The organism is Mesorhizobium sp. L-8-10, assembly GCF_016756635.1.
Lineage (GTDB): Bacteria > Pseudomonadota > Alphaproteobacteria > Rhizobiales > Rhizobiaceae.
Genome location: NZ_AP023263.1, coordinates 7,760,711 through 7,774,683, shown reverse-complemented (window position 1 = coordinate 7,774,683; position 13,973 = coordinate 7,760,711). Strand labels below are relative to the sequence as shown.

Genomic DNA, 13,973 nt, shown 5'->3' with positions numbered 1-13,973 from the left:
TTGTCTGCTATGGTCGCCGGACTTGCGCCACTGCCACTCTGGCGCCGATGCCGAACGTCTGCTGATAAGGAGTATGCCCTTGACCCAGTCCCCGCTTGCCAAGGAGATCGAGGCGCTGCGCCGGCACCACGCCGCCACGACGGTCGACATGCGTGCCGCCTTCGCACGCGACCCCCAGCGTTTCGAGAGCTTCTCGCTGACATCGGGCGACATGTTGCTCGACTGGTCCAAGACGGCGGTCACCGGCGAGACGATGCGCCTGCTCGCCGACCTCGCGGGCAAGGCCGGGGTCGAGCAGCGCCGCGCCGCCATGCTGTCGGGCGAGAAGATCAACATCACCGAGGGGCGCGCGGTTCTCCACACGGCCCTGCGCAATCTTTCCGGACAAAGCATCGTGCTCGACGGCGTCGACGTGATGGCCGAGGTCAAGGCCGTGCTGTCGGCCATGGAGGCGTTTGCCGACGCCATCCGGTCGGGCAAGGCGACCGGCGCCACCGGCAAGCCGATCGCCGACATCGTCAATATCGGGATCGGCGGCTCGGATCTCGGTCCGGCCATGGCGACGCTTGCGCTGGCGCCCTATCACGACGGCCCGCGGGCGCACTACGTCTCCAATGTCGACGGCGCCCATATCGCCGACACGCTGAAAGGGCTCGACCCCGAGACGACGCTGTTCATAATCGCCTCGAAGACCTTCACCACCGTGGAGACCATGACCAATGCCGCCACCGCGCGCGCCTGGATCGAGGCAGCGCTTGGAAAGGAGGCGGTGGGCAGCCACTTCGCGGCGGTCTCGACCGCGCTCGACAAGGTCGCCGCTTTCGGGATCGAATCCGACCGTGTCTTCGGCTTCTGGGACTGGGTCGGCGGCCGCTATTCCCTGTGGTCGGCCATCGGCCTGCCCATCATGATCGCGGTCGGTCCGACGAATTTCCGCGCCTTCCTGGGCGGCGCGCATGCGATGGACGAGCATTTCGCGACCGCGCCGCTGCTGGAGAACATTCCGGCCGTCATGGGCCTCGTCGGCTACTGGCATCGCGTGATCTGCGGCTATCCGGCACGTGCCGTCATCCCTTACGACCAGCGCCTGTCGCGCCTGCCGGCCTATCTGCAGCAACTCGACATGGAATCGAACGGCAAGAGCGTCACCATCGACGGGGCCCCAGTGTCGACGCCGACCGGCCCGCTGGTCTGGGGCGAACCGGGCACCAACGGGCAGCACGCCTTCTTCCAGCTTCTGCACCAGGGCACGGATGTCATTCCCGTCGAGTTCCTGGCCGGGGCCGAAGGCCACGAGCCGGCGCTGCGCCATCATCACGACCTGCTGCTTGCCAACTGCCTGGCGCAGTCGGAGGCTCTGATGAAGGGCCGCACGCTCGCCGAGGCGGAAGCGCAGATGCAAGCCAAGGGCATGGCGCCGGCCGAGATCGGGAAGATCGCGCCGCATCGGGTCTTCTCCGGCAACAGGCCGTCGGTCACCATCGTCTACCGGAAGCTGGATCCCGGGACGCTCGGCCGCCTGATCGCGCTCTACGAGCACCGCGTCTTCGTCGAGGCGCAGTTGTTCCGCATCAACGCCTTCGACCAGTGGGGCGTCGAACTCGGCAAGGAACTGGCGACGGATCTGCTGCCAGTCGTCGAAGGCAAGGCCGGTGCCGCTGCCGAGAACCCCTCGACAAGCGGCCTCGTGCGCCATATCCACCGGCTGCGCAAACCGGAGTAGGGCATGGCGAACATCAAGGGGATCCTGTTCGACAAGGACGGGACGCTGGTCGATTTTCAGGCGACGTGGTTCGCCATCGGCCAGAGGATGGCGCTGGAAGCCGCCGGGGGCGACCGCGACCGCGCCAATGCGCTGCTGGCGGCCGCCGGCTACGACTTCGAAGCCCGCCGCTTCAGGTCGGATTCGGTCTTCGCGGCCGGCACCAATGCCGACATCGTGGCCCTCTGGTATCCCGGCCTGCCGGCCGGGGAGCGCAAGCGGATCGTGACGGGCTTCGACACCTTCACCGCGGCCGAGGGGGCGGCGCAATCCGTTCCCCTGCCGGGCAGCAGGGAGGCGGTCGCCCACCTCCACGCCAGGGGGTTCCGCCTCGGCGTCGCCACCAACGATTCCACCAGCGGCGCGGAGAAGACCCTTCTGGCGCTCGGCATCGCCCAGATGTTCGAGGCCGCCTATGGCTATGACGCGGTCGCCAATCCCAAGCCGGCGCCCGATACGATCCACGCCTTCTCCGATCTCACCGGGCTGAGGCCTTCGGAGATCGCCATGGTCGGCGATAACCGCCACGATCTCGAAATGGCGCGGGCAGGCGGTGCCGGCCTCGCCGTCGGCGTGCTCTCCGGCACCGGTACCCGCGAGACGCTTCTTCCCATGGCCGACGTGGTGCTGGATTCGATCGCCGACCTGCCGGCCTATCTCGCGGACCGCGCTTGAGGGGCCCGTTGCCGGCGCACGCACGCATCCCGGCAGAATGGATGGGCGGCTGCGGCACTGCCTTCTCCTCGTGAAGGACGGGGCGAGGGGGACTTCGGCCGCGCGCCTCTCCTTCGAAATGGACATGTGTGCATAGCCTGGAGGCCCATTGGCATGGGGCGCACCAGGGCCGAGGTCGGGCGCGCTGACCGTCGTTGATGGAACGATCGTCCGTCCATGCGCGTTTTCCTGAGTTGAAGCCGCGCCCTGTGCGACGGTCGTTCAGGGCGCGGCGACGACCTGAACAAGGAGAAATGTCATGATCCGCAGATTAATGACCGCAACGGCTGCGGCCACGCTGGTCGCTGCCGGAGCATGGGCCCAGGACACGACCACACAGCCGGTTCAGCCCACGCCGGCTCCTCCCGCAGCAGAACAGCTGGCACCGCCGACGATCGTCGAGGGCAAGGACCACTTGGCCAGCAATTTCCTCGGCGAAAGCGTCTATGACGGTTTGGGCAGCGAGGCGCAGAACGTAGGTGACGTGAACGACCTGGTTCTCGACAAGGATGGCAAGGTGCAGTCGGTGGTGATCGGCGTCGGCGGCTTCCTTGGCATCGGCGAGAAGAGCGTTGCCATGGAATACGGCAAGATGAAGTGGGCGGAGCGTGACGGCGACCGCTGGCTGGTCGTGGAAGCGACCAGGGACGAACTCGACGCCATGCCCACTTTCGACCCCGCGCCCTATGGTCCGGCTCCGGCACCAATGGCGACCGGTTCGATCACGCCAGGCCCGGAGGCTCCCGCGCAATAGTCGACCCGGCGTGAACGTTCACATCGGCTGACTGCCGGAAGCGATGATCGGAGCGGCGCGGGGCGATGGCTTCAATTGCCCTTCGCCGCTTCGTAGCGCGCTTTGTTCTCGGCGTTGGGCGGATAGAGGCCCGGCAGCGGGACCCGGCCGAGACCTCTCGCATGATCCATCTTTCGAGCCGCTCCTGCCCCGGCGCGAGTTCGACCACCTCGTCGACGAGGGCGGCGGGGATCAGCACTGCACCGTCGTCGTCCGCCATGATGATGTCGTCCGGGAAGACGGCGATGCCACCACAGCCGATCGGTTGCTGCCAGTCGACGAAAGTGAGCCCGGCCACCGAAGGCGGCGCGGCTACGCCCTGGCACCAAACGGGCAGGTTCGTGGCCAGCACGCCGGCCACGTCCCGCACCACGCCGTCGGTGATCAGTGCTGCTACACCCCTCTTCGCCATGCGGGCGCACAGGATGTCGCCGAATATGGCCGCATCGGTCACGCCCATGGCGTCGACGACCGCGATGCACCCCTCTGGCATCGCCTCGATGGCAGCGCGGGTCGATTTCGGAGAAGACCACGACTCCGGCGTCGCGAGGTCTTCGCGCGCCGGGACGAAGCGCGGTGTGAAGGCGCGCCCCACAAGGTGCGGCTGACCCGGTCGCAACGGCCGCGCGCCTCGGACCCAGACGTTGCGCAGTCCCTTCTTCAAGAGGATCGTGGTGATCGTCGCCGTGGTGACCTCGCGGAGGACTTCGACGATCTTTGCATCGGGTGTCGCCCTCTTGGCGATCCGCGCGTGGAGATGCCGAGCGGGTGGCCGATCGCGATCGCGCCCCGCCGTTCGGATTGGCGTGGTCGGCGTACTTGGCGATTACGGCGGCTGATGATCAACGAACCGGAATGATGAGTGGCGTCGCGAGATAGTTCCCACCGACGGCAAGGGAAAATGCGACGTCATGACAATGCGCCCATTATCCGAGCAAGCCTCCAGGAATGCCCACCGCGTCCGACGTGCCTGGTCAGGGTCCGTGTCGTACCGAAAGTTCCAGTCGGGGTATATGCATTGCATCGGCCAATGCATGAGATCGCCGGAAAACACAGCCCCGATTCCTTGAGATCTCAGGCCGATGGCTACGTGCCCGGGGGTGTGGCCCGGCGTCGGCTCCAGCCACACTTCGTCATTCAGTTCATAGTCCATATCGACAAGCACAGCCCGACCGGCCTCGACGATTGGCAGAACATTCTCCTGATAGGTCGGTTGGTCGGCATCGGCGTAAGCCGTCTGTGCGGCCTCTAACTCGCGCCGCGCCATGATGTAGCGGGCGTTGGGGAACGTCGGTACCCAACGCCCGTCCACCAATCGTGTGTTCCAGCCGCAATGGTCGACATGAAGATGGGTGCACAACACATAGTCGATCTGCTCGGGAGCAACACCTGCGCTCGCTAGCCGCTCTAAAAAGGTGCCGTCATTGCGGCGATGCCAATGCGGGAAGTCTGCGATCGTCTTGTCGTTGCCGACGCAACCGTCGACCAGGATGGTGTGGTGTCCAGTACGAACCAGAAAACTCTGGATGGGAAGGATAATCCGACCGGTCGCCGGCGATATCGATCGGGGTTTGAGCCAATGAAGATGCGGTGCGAGCGCTTCGTCGGTGCAGTCGGGGAACCATTCCGATGGCGTCCGCAGAGGGTCGCACATCTCCAGAATTCTGGTTACCCGGATATTCCCGATTCTCCAGTCATCCATTGATGCGATTCTTCTTCGGTCGAGGACGGATCGATAGACAAGACATTCGCGGCCATCTGGCGTCTGACATCGCGCCGACAGGAGAAGGAGGCGCTCGCGATGTGGCCGCGCTTACCTTCGAGTACCAAGCGCCCCGACTTTTCAAAGAAGATACTACAGGCTGCACTGTCATCAAACATATCGTGCGGGGTGGCCGGCAATAAAAATCATCGGCGCGGCCATCGAGCCCAACTTGCACTGGAGGCTGTCCGGCACGCGCGAGATTTTTCTTCCCATGGCCGATGTCGTGCCGATTGGACGCGGGCGTGAAGTCTCCGCTGCCGGAGCTGCGTCAGGACTGAGCTTCGCGATCGAGCGAAGCGAAGATGTCTAGGCCCCTCTGAATCAGCATTCCGACAATGACGGTCTCATCCCAATGCTCGATCACCTGGCCACCGCGCAGGCGATCGATGTTGATACCCCTGACTGTCACGCTGCCGCCCGATGGCCCGATGTTCATCCATTTTCCCGGATGCGTGCCCTGGCCGAGACGCGGGTGACGACCAAATCGCCTTCAGCGATCATGTCGATCGCAATGTGAAGTCGAGAAAGGTGCTTCGAACTGCCATTACTTGCGTGCGAAGCACGGTTGGCCCTGTGCCCGGCTGCTCGGCGTTGTGACCGACACCGCATCGGCCAGAGAATCATCCTCTATTTTCGGAAAGCACGATGCGCAGATTCAAAGTGTTAGAGCGTCCTTTATCCTTTGCGCGTCCGAATGGACGCGCGGCGTTCTGGCCGGTCGTGATCAGCAACGCGACCGACAATAGGTCGCCCCGGCCAACAACATTTTCGTACAGCCGGCGGACGACGCCGTTGTTGTCTGTCACATCTAGCCCGATCCTCCCTGACCGGCCGCCCGATCTCTCGTCCAGGCGGTGGACCCTCGGGTCCTCGGGACCGGCGCCTATCCCCTCAGCTCGCGCCTCAGGATCTTGCCGACATTGGTCTTCGGCAGATCGGTCCGGAACTCGATGAGTTTCGGACGCTTGTAGCCCGTGAGGTTCTTCTTGCAGTATTCCATCAGCTCTTCGGAGGTGAGGTTGGGATCCTTCTTCACCACGAACAGCTTCGGCACTTCGCCGGAATGCTCGTCCGGCACGCCGATCGCGGCGACCTCGAGCACGCCCGGATGCTGGGCGACCACTTCCTCCAGTTCGTTCGGATAGACGTTGAAGCCCGAGACCAGGATCATGTCCTTCTTGCGATCGACGATCCTGGTGTAGCCGCGTTCGTCCATGACGCCCATGTCGCCGGTGCGGAAGAAGCCGTCCGGCGTCATCACCTTGGCCGTCTCGTCCGGCCGGTTCCAGTAGCCGGCCATGACCTGTGGTCCGCGGATACAGATTTCGCCGACCTCGCCGAGCGGCAGGTCCTTGCCGTCCTCGTCGCGGATCGCGATCTCGGTCGAGGGGATCGGCACGCCGATCGTGCCGGTGAAGCTGTCGGCGTCGAAACGGTTCGCCGTCGCCACCGGCGAGGTCTCCGACAGGCCGTAGCCTTCGGACATCACGCAGCCCGTGAGCTGCTGCCAGCGTTCCGCGACCCCACGCTGCGCGGCCATGCCGCCGGCGAAGGTCAGCAGCAGCGGCTTGAAGTCGAGCTTGCGGAAATCCTCATTGTTCATCAGCGCGTTGAACAGCGTGTTGAGGCCGGGGAAGATGTTCACCTTGAACTTCTGCAGTTCCTTCACGAAGCCCGGAATGTCGCGCGGATTGGGGATCAGCACATTATGCGCGCCCTGCTGCATGCCCATCAGAGCGTTCACCGTCAGCGCATAGATGTGATAGAGCGGCAGCGGGCACACATAGACGAGCTCCGCCGGCCGCGGTTTCCTGATGAAGGCGGTTTCGACCCAGACCGCATTCTGCGCGACATTGGCGAGCACATTGCGGTGCAGCAGCGTGGCGCCCTTGGAGACGCCGGTCGTGCCGCCGGTATATTGCAGGAAGGCGACGTCGTCGGCCGAGACGGCGGCCTGCTTGAAGCTCTGCGAGGCGCCCGCTCTCAGCGCCGCCGGGAACTTGACGTGACCGGGCAGCGACCAGGCCGGCACCATCTTCTTCACCCTGCGCACGACCAGGTTGACGATCGCGCCTTTGAGGCCGCCCAGCATGTCGCCCATCGAGGCCACGATCACATGCTTGACCGGTGTCTTCGAGACTACCGCCTGCAGCGTCGTGGCGAAATTCTCCAGGATGACGATCGCTTCGGCGCCTGAATCCTTGAGCTGGTGCTCGAGCTCGCGCGGGGTGTAGAGCGGGTTGACATTGACCACCGTATAGCCGGCGCGCAGCACCCCCATCATCACCACGGGATATTGCAGCACATTCGGCATCATGATGGCGACGCGCGCACCCTTGGCGAGGCCTTGCGACTGGAGATAGGCGCCGAATGCCGCCGAATGCCGCTCGACTTCGGTATAGGTCATCGCCTTGCCCATGCAGGTGAAGGCCGGGCGCGTCGCGAACTGCTTGCAGGCCGTGACCAGCAGCTCGCCGATGGAGGCCGCAGGCAGCGCGCCGATCTCGGCCGGGATCCCGTCGGGATAGCTTTTCAGCCAGGGCCTGGCGGCGCTCGTTTCACCGGTACCGCGGACGGCTGCCTTCTCCTGCGCGCCGTTGGTCTTGTCGGGCTTCTTGGCCATGTCTCGCTCCCCTGATTGCCGCCTTTTGCGGCGTTGTTTCCCGGCCTGCGCTCCGAAGCCGGCTGTCGCCGGCCGCCATGGTCGCGAGCATGGACCGCCTGTCTGAACTTGTATTGCCTATGTCGTGGCGAGCGCAAGCGGCGCTCGCCGGCGCAAACCGGCGCGGCTACTGGCCGAAGCCCTCATGGCCTGACAGGAACGCCTGCTCGTCTGCCGTGCTCGCGCGGCTCAGCGCCCGGTTGCGGTGCGGAAAACGGCCGAAACGCGCGATGATGTCGCGATGCGCGATCGCGTATTTGACGTCCTTGTGGTCCGGGCCGAACAAGGCGACGCAGCGCTCCTGGTCGTCGAGCGCTTCGGAATGCATGAACGGCATGTAGAGGAAGTTCCTGCGCTCCTGCGGCAGGTCTCGGTCGAAGCCGCGATCGAGGGCCTGGCGCGCGACCGCCAATGCCAGCGGGTCGGTGGCGAAGGCGTCGGCCGTGCCACGGAAGATGTTGCGCGGGAACTGGTCGAGGACGATCGTCGCGGCCAGCGCCGCGTCGCGCTCGAGCAGGGCCTCGGCCGGGATGGCGGCGCGCATTTCCTGCCACAGGCCAAGGAAGCGCTGTCTTATCGCCTCGTCCGTCGCGTCCTTGCGGGTAAACCAGTCGTCAGGCTGCAACTCCGCGAACCAGAATGAGAGTACATCCCGCACCCAGCCGACTCGATCCATCTGTTTCTCCATGTTTCGAAAGGTATGTTTTGCCATTTTTCAGCAGGCTTTTGGAAGTTTGTTCGCCTGACGATGCGGCAGGCAATCAGGCAGTTCCAATGATGTATGAACTTTGCTTATATGCGCGCTTCCCGAGCCTGCTAGCGGGGCTTGGAACACAAAAAACGGGAGTGCTTAATGTTCAAGAAGTTGACCTTTGCCGCCGCTCTGGCGGCAGCGACCGTGCTGAGCGGCGCGGCGAGCGCCAAGACGTTCGTCTACTGCTCGGAAGCGTCGCCTGAGGGCTTCGACCCGGGTCTCTACACTGGCGGCAACACCTTCGACGCGTCCGCCCACGCCGTCTACAACGGCCTGCTGCAGTTCAAGCCCGGCACCACCGAACCGGTGGCCGCCCTGGCCGAAAGCTGGGAGATTTCCGACGACGGCCTGCAATACACCTTCAAGCTGCGTCCCGGCGTGAAGTTCCAGACCACCGAGTTCTTCACCCCGAGCCGCGAACTGAACGCCGACGACGTGATCTTCTCCTTCGAGCGTCAGTGGAAGGCCGACAATCCCTGGAACAAATATGTCGAGGGCGCGTCCTGGGAATATTTCGCCGGCATGGGCATGGGTGACCTGCTGGAGAAGATCGAGAAGGTCGACGACCTGACGGTCCGCTTCACGCTGAAGCGCAAGGAAGCGCCGTTCCTGGCCAATGTCGCGATGCCTTTCGCCTACATCATGTCGAAGGAATATGCCGACAAGCTCCAGGCCGACGGCAAGATGAACCAGCTCAACCAGATGCCGCTCGGCACCGGGCCGTTCCAGTTCGTCGGCTACCAGCAGGATGCGGTGATCCGCTACAAGGCCAATGCCGACTATTGGGCCGGCAAGCAGAAGATCGACGACCTCGTCTTTGCGATCACCACGGACGCTTCGGTGCGCTACCAGAAGTTGAAGGCCGGCGAATGCCACCTGATGCCTTATCCGAACCCGGCCGACGTCGAGGCGATGAAGGCCGACCCCAATCTCAAGGTCTCCGAGCAGGAAGGCCTGAACGTCGCCTATCTCGCCTACAACACGACCCAGGCGCCGTTCGACAAGCCTGAAGTGCGCAAGGCGCTCAACATGGCGCTCAACAAGCAGGCGATCGTCGACGGCGTCTTCCAGGGGCTCGCCAGCCCGGCCAAGAACCCGATCCCGCCGACGATGTGGTCCTACAACAACGCCATCGAGGACGACAAATACGATCCGGAAGCGGCCAGGAAGATGCTCGAGGAAGCCGGCGTCAAGGACCTCTCGATGAAGGTCTGGGCCATGCCGGTGTCGCGTCCCTACATGGTGAACGCCCGCCGCGCGGCCGAGCTGATCCAGGCGGATTTCGAGAAGGTGGGCGTCAAGGTCGAGGTGGTGTCCTACGAATGGGCCGAGTATCTCGACAAGTCGAAGGCGAAGGATCGTGACGGCGCCGTCATCCTCGGCTGGACCGGCGACAACGGCGATCCCGATAACTTCCTCGATACGCTGCTTGGCTGCGATGCCGTCGGCGGCAACAACCGCGCCCAGTGGTGCGACAAGGAGTTCGACGATCTGGTCTCAAAGGCCAAGGAGACGAACGACCTCGCTGAACGCACCAAGCTCTATGAGGAAGCCCAGGTCGTCTTCAAGAAGAAGGCGCCGTGGGCGACGCTGGATCATTCCCTCGCCATCGTTCCGATGCGTAAGGGGGTCGAAGGCTTCCATCAGAGCCCGCTCGGCGATTTCAAGTTTGACGGCGTCGACATCACAGAGTAAGTCGACCGCGAGGATAGTTGCGGAGGGGCGCTTGTCATGCAAGCGCCCCGACCTGCTTTTTGTGCTATCCTTTTCCCCAAGCAACTCTTGCTGAAGGTCTGACATGCTCCGGTTTCTTCTGGGGCGGCTAGCCGTCCTGATCCCGACATTCATCGGGGTCTCAATCATCGCCTTTTCCTTCATCCGAATGTTGCCGGGAGATCCGGTCGCGCTGCTATCCGGTGAGCGCGTGATGTCTCCCGAGCGCCACGCCGAGATTTCGAAGGCCCTCGGCTTCGACCGGCCGATCGTCATCCAGTATCTTGACTATCTGTGGGGCGTGCTGCGCGGCGACTTCGGCACGTCGATCTCGACGAAGGGCTCGGTGCTGGAGCAGTTCTTCCAGCTCTTCCCGGCCACGCTCGAACTGTCGATCTGCGCCATCATCTTCGCGGTCGTGCTCGGCATTCCGGCCGGCGTCTTCGCCGCCATCAAGCGCGGCTCCTTCTTCGACCAGGCGCTCATGGGCACCGCGCTCGTCGGTTATTCCATGCCGATCTTCTGGTGGGGCCTGCTGCTCATCATCCTGTTCTCGGGCGTGCTGCAGTGGACGCCGGTCTCGGGCCGCATCTCGCTGATGTTTTTCTTCCCGTCGGTCACCGGCTTCATGCTGATCGATTCCCTGCTGTCCGGGCAGGAGGGCGCCTTCAAGTCGGCCGTGAGCCATCTCATCCTGCCGACCATCGTGCTCGGCACCATCCCGCTTGCTGTCATTGCGCGGCAGACGCGCTCGGCCATGCTCGAAGTGTTGGGCGAGGACTACGTGCGGACCGCCCGCGCCAAGGGCTTGTCGCCCTTCCGCGTCGTCAGCGTGCATGCGCTCCGCAACGCCATGATCCCCGTCATCACCACGATCGGCCTGCAGGTTGGGGTGCTGATGGCCGGCGCGATCCTCACCGAGTCCATCTTCTCCTGGCCGGGCATCGGCAAATGGATGGTCGATTCGGTGTTCCGCCGCGACTATCCGGTGATCCAGGGCGGGCTGCTGATCATCGCCGGCATCATCATGCTGGTGAATCTGGGCGTGGACCTGCTCTACGGCCTCATCAATCCGCGTATCCGGCATTGAGGGAGGGCACAATGGCTGACACCACCTCGGAAGAAGTCCACGTCCAGGAGCCGGCGAGCGCCCGCCGTTTCGCGGAGTTCTGGTATTATTTCTCGGAGAACCGCGGCGCCGTCATCGGGCTCTTCGTCTTCGCGCTGCTCGTCGTCGTGGCGCTGCTGGCACCGCTGATCGCGCCTCATGCGCCCAACGCCCAGTATCGCGACGCGGTGCTGGTGCCGCCTTTCTGGCAGGAAGGCGGCCGCATCGGCTTCCTGCTCGGCACCGACCCCGTCGGACGCGACATCTTCACGCGCCTCATCTACGGCGCGCGTTATTCGCTGTTCATCGGCGTGGTCGTCACCGGCATCGCGCTTGTCGGCGGCATCGTCGTCGGCGTCATCGCGGGTTATTTCCGCGGCTGGATCGACACGGTGATCATGCGCATCATGGATATCATCCTGGCCTTCCCGTCGCTGCTGCTTGCCCTCGTGCTGGTCGCCGTGCTCGGGCCCGGCCTCACCAATGCGATGATCGCCATCGCGCTCGTGCTGCAGCCGCATTTCGTGCGCCTCACGCGCGCCGCTGTGATGACCGAGAAGAGCCGCGAATATGTCGTGGCCGCGAAGGTCGCGGGTGCGGGACCGCTCAGGCTGATGTTCAGGACGATCCTGCCCAACTGCCTGGCGCCGCTGATCGTCCAGGCGACGCTGTCCTTCTCCAACGCCATCCTCGACGCCGCCGCACTCGGCTTCCTCGGCATGGGCGCGCAGCCGCCGACGCCGGAATGGGGCACCATGCTCGCCGAGGCGCGGGAGTTCATCCTGCGGGCCTGGTGGGTCGTCACCTTCCCGGGCCTGGCGATCCTGATCACCGTGCTGTCGATCAACCTGATGGGCGACGGCCTGCGCGACGCGCTCGACCCGAAGTTGAAGAGGTCCTGACCATGGCGCTTCTCGAGATCGAAAACCTGGTCGTCGAATTCGAGACGGCCAGCGGCCCGTTCCGTGCCGTCGACGGCGTCTCCATCGCGATCGACCAGCGCGAGGTTCTGGCCATCGTCGGCGAGAGCGGTTCCGGAAAGTCGGTGTCGATGCTGGCCGTCATGGGGCTGTTGCCCTGGACGGCCAAGGTCACGGCCGACAAGATGGCCTTCGACGGCCGGGATCTCCTGTCGCTCAGCCCGTCCGACCGCCGCAAGCTCGTCGGCAAGGACATGGCGATGATCTTCCAGGAGCCGATGACCAGCCTCAATCCGTGCTTCACGGTCGGCTTCCAGATCGAAGAGGTCCTGCGCATCCATATGGGCATGGACAAGGCGGCTCGCCGGGCGCGCGCCGTCGAACTCTTCAAGGCTGTCGGCATTTCCGATCCGGCGGAGCGGCTGCGCTCCTATCCGCACCAGATGTCCGGCGGCCAGAACCAGCGCGTCATGATCGCCATGGCGATCGCCTGCAATCCCAAGCTCCTGATCGCCGACGAGCCGACCACCGCGCTCGACGTGACCATCCAGAAGCAGATCCTCGATCTTTTGATGCGGCTGCAGGCCGAGCACGGCATGGCGCTGATCATGATCACCCACAATATGGGCGTGGTGGCCGAGACGGCCGACCGCGTCGTCGTCCAGTACAAGGGCCGCAAGATGGAGGAAGCGGACGTGCTTTCCCTGTTCGAGGCGCCGAAGAGCAGCTACACGCGCGCGCTGCTCGCCGCCTTGCCCGACAATGCCACCGGCGACCGGCTGCCCACCATTTCCGACTATTTCGCCGACGAGGCGCGCAGCGCGGGAGCCGCCAAATGACCGGTGTCATCCTCGAAGCCAAGGACATCGTCCGCGACTATCACATGCGCGGCGGCCTCTTCACCCCGGCCAGGACCGTTCATGCGGTGAAGGGCGTCAGCCTGTCGGTGGAGAAGGGCAAGACGCTGGCCATCGTCGGCGAGAGCGGCTCGGGCAAGTCGACGCTCGCCCGCATCATCACCATGATCGACGCGCCGACATCGGGCGAGCTCAGGATCGAAGGCGAGAAAGTCGACATCGCCAGGAACGGCCTCACGCCGGAGATGCGCCGCAAGGTGCAGATCGTCTTCCAGAACCCCTACGGCTCGCTCAATCCGCGCCAGAAGATCGGCGACGTGCTCGCCGAGCCGCTGCTGATCAACACCAGCCGCTCCGCCGCGGAGCGGCGCGACATGGCCATGCGCATGCTGCTGAAGGTCGGCCTCGAGGAGAAGCACTTCAACCGCTACCCGCATATGTTCTCCGGCGGCCAGCGCCAGCGCATCGCGATCGCCCGCTCCCTGATGCTCAACCCCAGCCTGCTGGTGCTGGACGAGCCGGTCTCGGCGCTCGACCTGTCGGTCCAAGCCCAGATCCTGAACCTCCTGGCCGACCTGCAGGACGAGTTCAAGCTGACCTACGTCTTCATCAGCCACGACCTCTCGGTGGTGCGCTACATCGCCGACGAGGTGCTGGTGATGTATCTCGGCCAGGCGGTCGAATATGGCAGCCGCGACGCCGTCTTCTCCGACCCGACCCACGACTACACCAAAATGCTCTTCGCCGCGACGCCGCGCGCCGATGTCGAGAGCATCAAGGCGCGCCTGGCGCGGAAAAAGGCCGCGTAGCGCAGACGCGATGGCTCCCATCGCCGGCGTCCCGACGCCTGGCCGCAATGGCTTTCCCTTCGTCATCCTCGCGGTTGGCCCGAGGATCCGTGCCGTGAAGTCGCCATTCAAGCCGA

12 protein-coding genes and 2 pseudogenes are annotated in these 13,973 nt (G+C 64.4%); 8 read left to right on the top strand and 6 right to left on the bottom strand.

Annotation, left to right across the window (positions count from 1 at the left end):
- Nucleotides 1–79 precede the first annotated feature (79 nt).
- The 3 genes from pgi to JN280_RS36120 all read left to right on the top strand — a co-directional run bounded on the left by pgi (nucleotide 80) and on the right by JN280_RS36120 (nucleotide 3,230).
- Complete coding sequence (gene pgi / locus JN280_RS36130) at nucleotides 80–1,723, top strand: glucose-6-phosphate isomerase (protein WP_274609049.1); 1,644 nt, start codon at nucleotides 80–82, stop codon at nucleotides 1,721–1,723.
- A 3-nt stretch (nucleotides 1,724–1,726) separates the two neighbouring features.
- Entirely contained in the window at nucleotides 1,727–2,437 is a 711-nt protein-coding gene (locus tag JN280_RS36125; RefSeq protein WP_202308976.1) for an HAD family hydrolase, read from the top strand.
- Nucleotides 2,438–2,735: 298 nt separating this feature from the next.
- The gene (locus JN280_RS36120) at nucleotides 2,736–3,230 is read left to right on the top strand and encodes a PRC-barrel domain-containing protein (protein ID WP_202308975.1); all 495 of its coding nucleotides are present in this window, start codon (nucleotides 2,736–2,738) and stop codon (nucleotides 3,228–3,230) included.
- 71 nt (nucleotides 3,231–3,301) lie between these two features.
- Here JN280_RS36120 and JN280_RS36115 read toward each other — a convergent pair.
- The 6 genes and pseudogenes from JN280_RS36115 to JN280_RS36090 form a co-directional block, all read right to left on the bottom strand.
- Nucleotides 3,302–3,984, bottom strand: a pseudogene (locus JN280_RS36115) (ribonuclease activity regulator RraA).
- Nucleotides 3,985–4,095: 111 nt separating this feature from the next.
- Complete coding sequence (locus tag JN280_RS36110) at nucleotides 4,096–4,971, bottom strand: MBL fold metallo-hydrolase (protein ID WP_202308974.1); 876 nt, start codon at nucleotides 4,969–4,971, stop codon at nucleotides 4,096–4,098.
- A 331-nt stretch (nucleotides 4,972–5,302) separates the two neighbouring features.
- Nucleotides 5,303–5,482, bottom strand: a pseudogene (locus tag JN280_RS36105) (hypothetical protein); the annotation flags it as partial.
- A gap of 172 nt (nucleotides 5,483–5,654) precedes the next feature.
- Entirely contained in the window at nucleotides 5,655–5,840 is a 186-nt protein-coding gene (locus JN280_RS36100) for a hypothetical protein (protein WP_202308972.1), read from the bottom strand.
- 77 nt (nucleotides 5,841–5,917) lie between these two features.
- Nucleotides 5,918–7,657: a long-chain fatty acid--CoA ligase gene (locus tag JN280_RS36095; protein ID WP_202308971.1), complete on the bottom strand. Its 1,740-nt coding sequence runs from the start codon at nucleotides 7,655–7,657 to the stop codon at nucleotides 5,918–5,920.
- Between the two features lie 166 nt (nucleotides 7,658–7,823).
- The gene (locus JN280_RS36090) at nucleotides 7,824–8,372 is read right to left on the bottom strand and encodes a DUF924 family protein (protein ID WP_202308970.1); all 549 of its coding nucleotides are present in this window, start codon (nucleotides 8,370–8,372) and stop codon (nucleotides 7,824–7,826) included.
- Nucleotides 8,373–8,549: 177 nt separating this feature from the next.
- Here JN280_RS36090 and JN280_RS36085 point away from each other — a divergent pair, with 177 nt between their 5' ends.
- The 5 genes from JN280_RS36085 to JN280_RS36065 all read left to right on the top strand — a co-directional run bounded on the left by JN280_RS36085 (nucleotide 8,550) and on the right by JN280_RS36065 (nucleotide 13,857).
- The gene (locus JN280_RS36085) at nucleotides 8,550–10,145 is read left to right on the top strand and encodes an ABC transporter substrate-binding protein (protein ID WP_202308969.1); all 1,596 of its coding nucleotides are present in this window, start codon (nucleotides 8,550–8,552) and stop codon (nucleotides 10,143–10,145) included.
- A gap of 103 nt (nucleotides 10,146–10,248) precedes the next feature.
- The gene (locus JN280_RS36080; protein WP_202308968.1) at nucleotides 10,249–11,253 is read left to right on the top strand and encodes an ABC transporter permease subunit; all 1,005 of its coding nucleotides are present in this window, start codon (nucleotides 10,249–10,251) and stop codon (nucleotides 11,251–11,253) included.
- A gap of 11 nt (nucleotides 11,254–11,264) precedes the next feature.
- Complete coding sequence (locus tag JN280_RS36075) at nucleotides 11,265–12,173, top strand: ABC transporter permease subunit (protein WP_202308967.1); 909 nt, start codon at nucleotides 11,265–11,267, stop codon at nucleotides 12,171–12,173.
- A gap of 2 nt (nucleotides 12,174–12,175) precedes the next feature.
- Nucleotides 12,176–13,030: an ABC transporter ATP-binding protein gene (locus JN280_RS36070; protein WP_202308966.1), complete on the top strand. Its 855-nt coding sequence runs from the start codon at nucleotides 12,176–12,178 to the stop codon at nucleotides 13,028–13,030.
- On the top strand, nucleotides 13,027–13,857 hold the full coding sequence (locus tag JN280_RS36065; protein ID WP_202308965.1) for an ABC transporter ATP-binding protein: 831 nt from the start codon (nucleotides 13,027–13,029) through the stop codon (nucleotides 13,855–13,857). Before JN280_RS36070 ends, JN280_RS36065 begins: the two co-directional genes overlap by 4 nt.
- Nucleotides 13,858–13,973 lie beyond the last annotated feature (116 nt).

Coding starts and splice junctions, on each gene's coding strand:
- JN280_RS36080 (WP_202308968.1), top strand. CDS start 10,249: ATGCTCCGGTTTCTTCTGGGGCGGCTAGCCGTCCTGATCCCGACATTC.
- JN280_RS36090 (WP_202308970.1), bottom strand. CDS start 8,372: ATGGATCGAGTCGGCTGGGTGCGGGATGTACTCTCATTCTGGTTCGCG.
- JN280_RS36125 (WP_202308976.1), top strand. CDS start 1,727: ATGGCGAACATCAAGGGGATCCTGTTCGACAAGGACGGGACGCTGGTC.
- JN280_RS36065 (WP_202308965.1), top strand. CDS start 13,027: ATGACCGGTGTCATCCTCGAAGCCAAGGACATCGTCCGCGACTATCAC.
- JN280_RS36085 (WP_202308969.1), top strand. CDS start 8,550: ATGTTCAAGAAGTTGACCTTTGCCGCCGCTCTGGCGGCAGCGACCGTG.
- JN280_RS36070 (WP_202308966.1), top strand. CDS start 12,176: ATGGCGCTTCTCGAGATCGAAAACCTGGTCGTCGAATTCGAGACGGCC.
- JN280_RS36120 (WP_202308975.1), top strand. CDS start 2,736: ATGATCCGCAGATTAATGACCGCAACGGCTGCGGCCACGCTGGTCGCT.
- JN280_RS36110 (WP_202308974.1), bottom strand. CDS start 4,971: ATGGATGACTGGAGAATCGGGAATATCCGGGTAACCAGAATTCTGGAG.
- JN280_RS36095 (WP_202308971.1), bottom strand. CDS start 7,657: ATGGCCAAGAAGCCCGACAAGACCAACGGCGCGCAGGAGAAGGCAGCC.
- JN280_RS36075 (WP_202308967.1), top strand. CDS start 11,265: ATGGCTGACACCACCTCGGAAGAAGTCCACGTCCAGGAGCCGGCGAGC.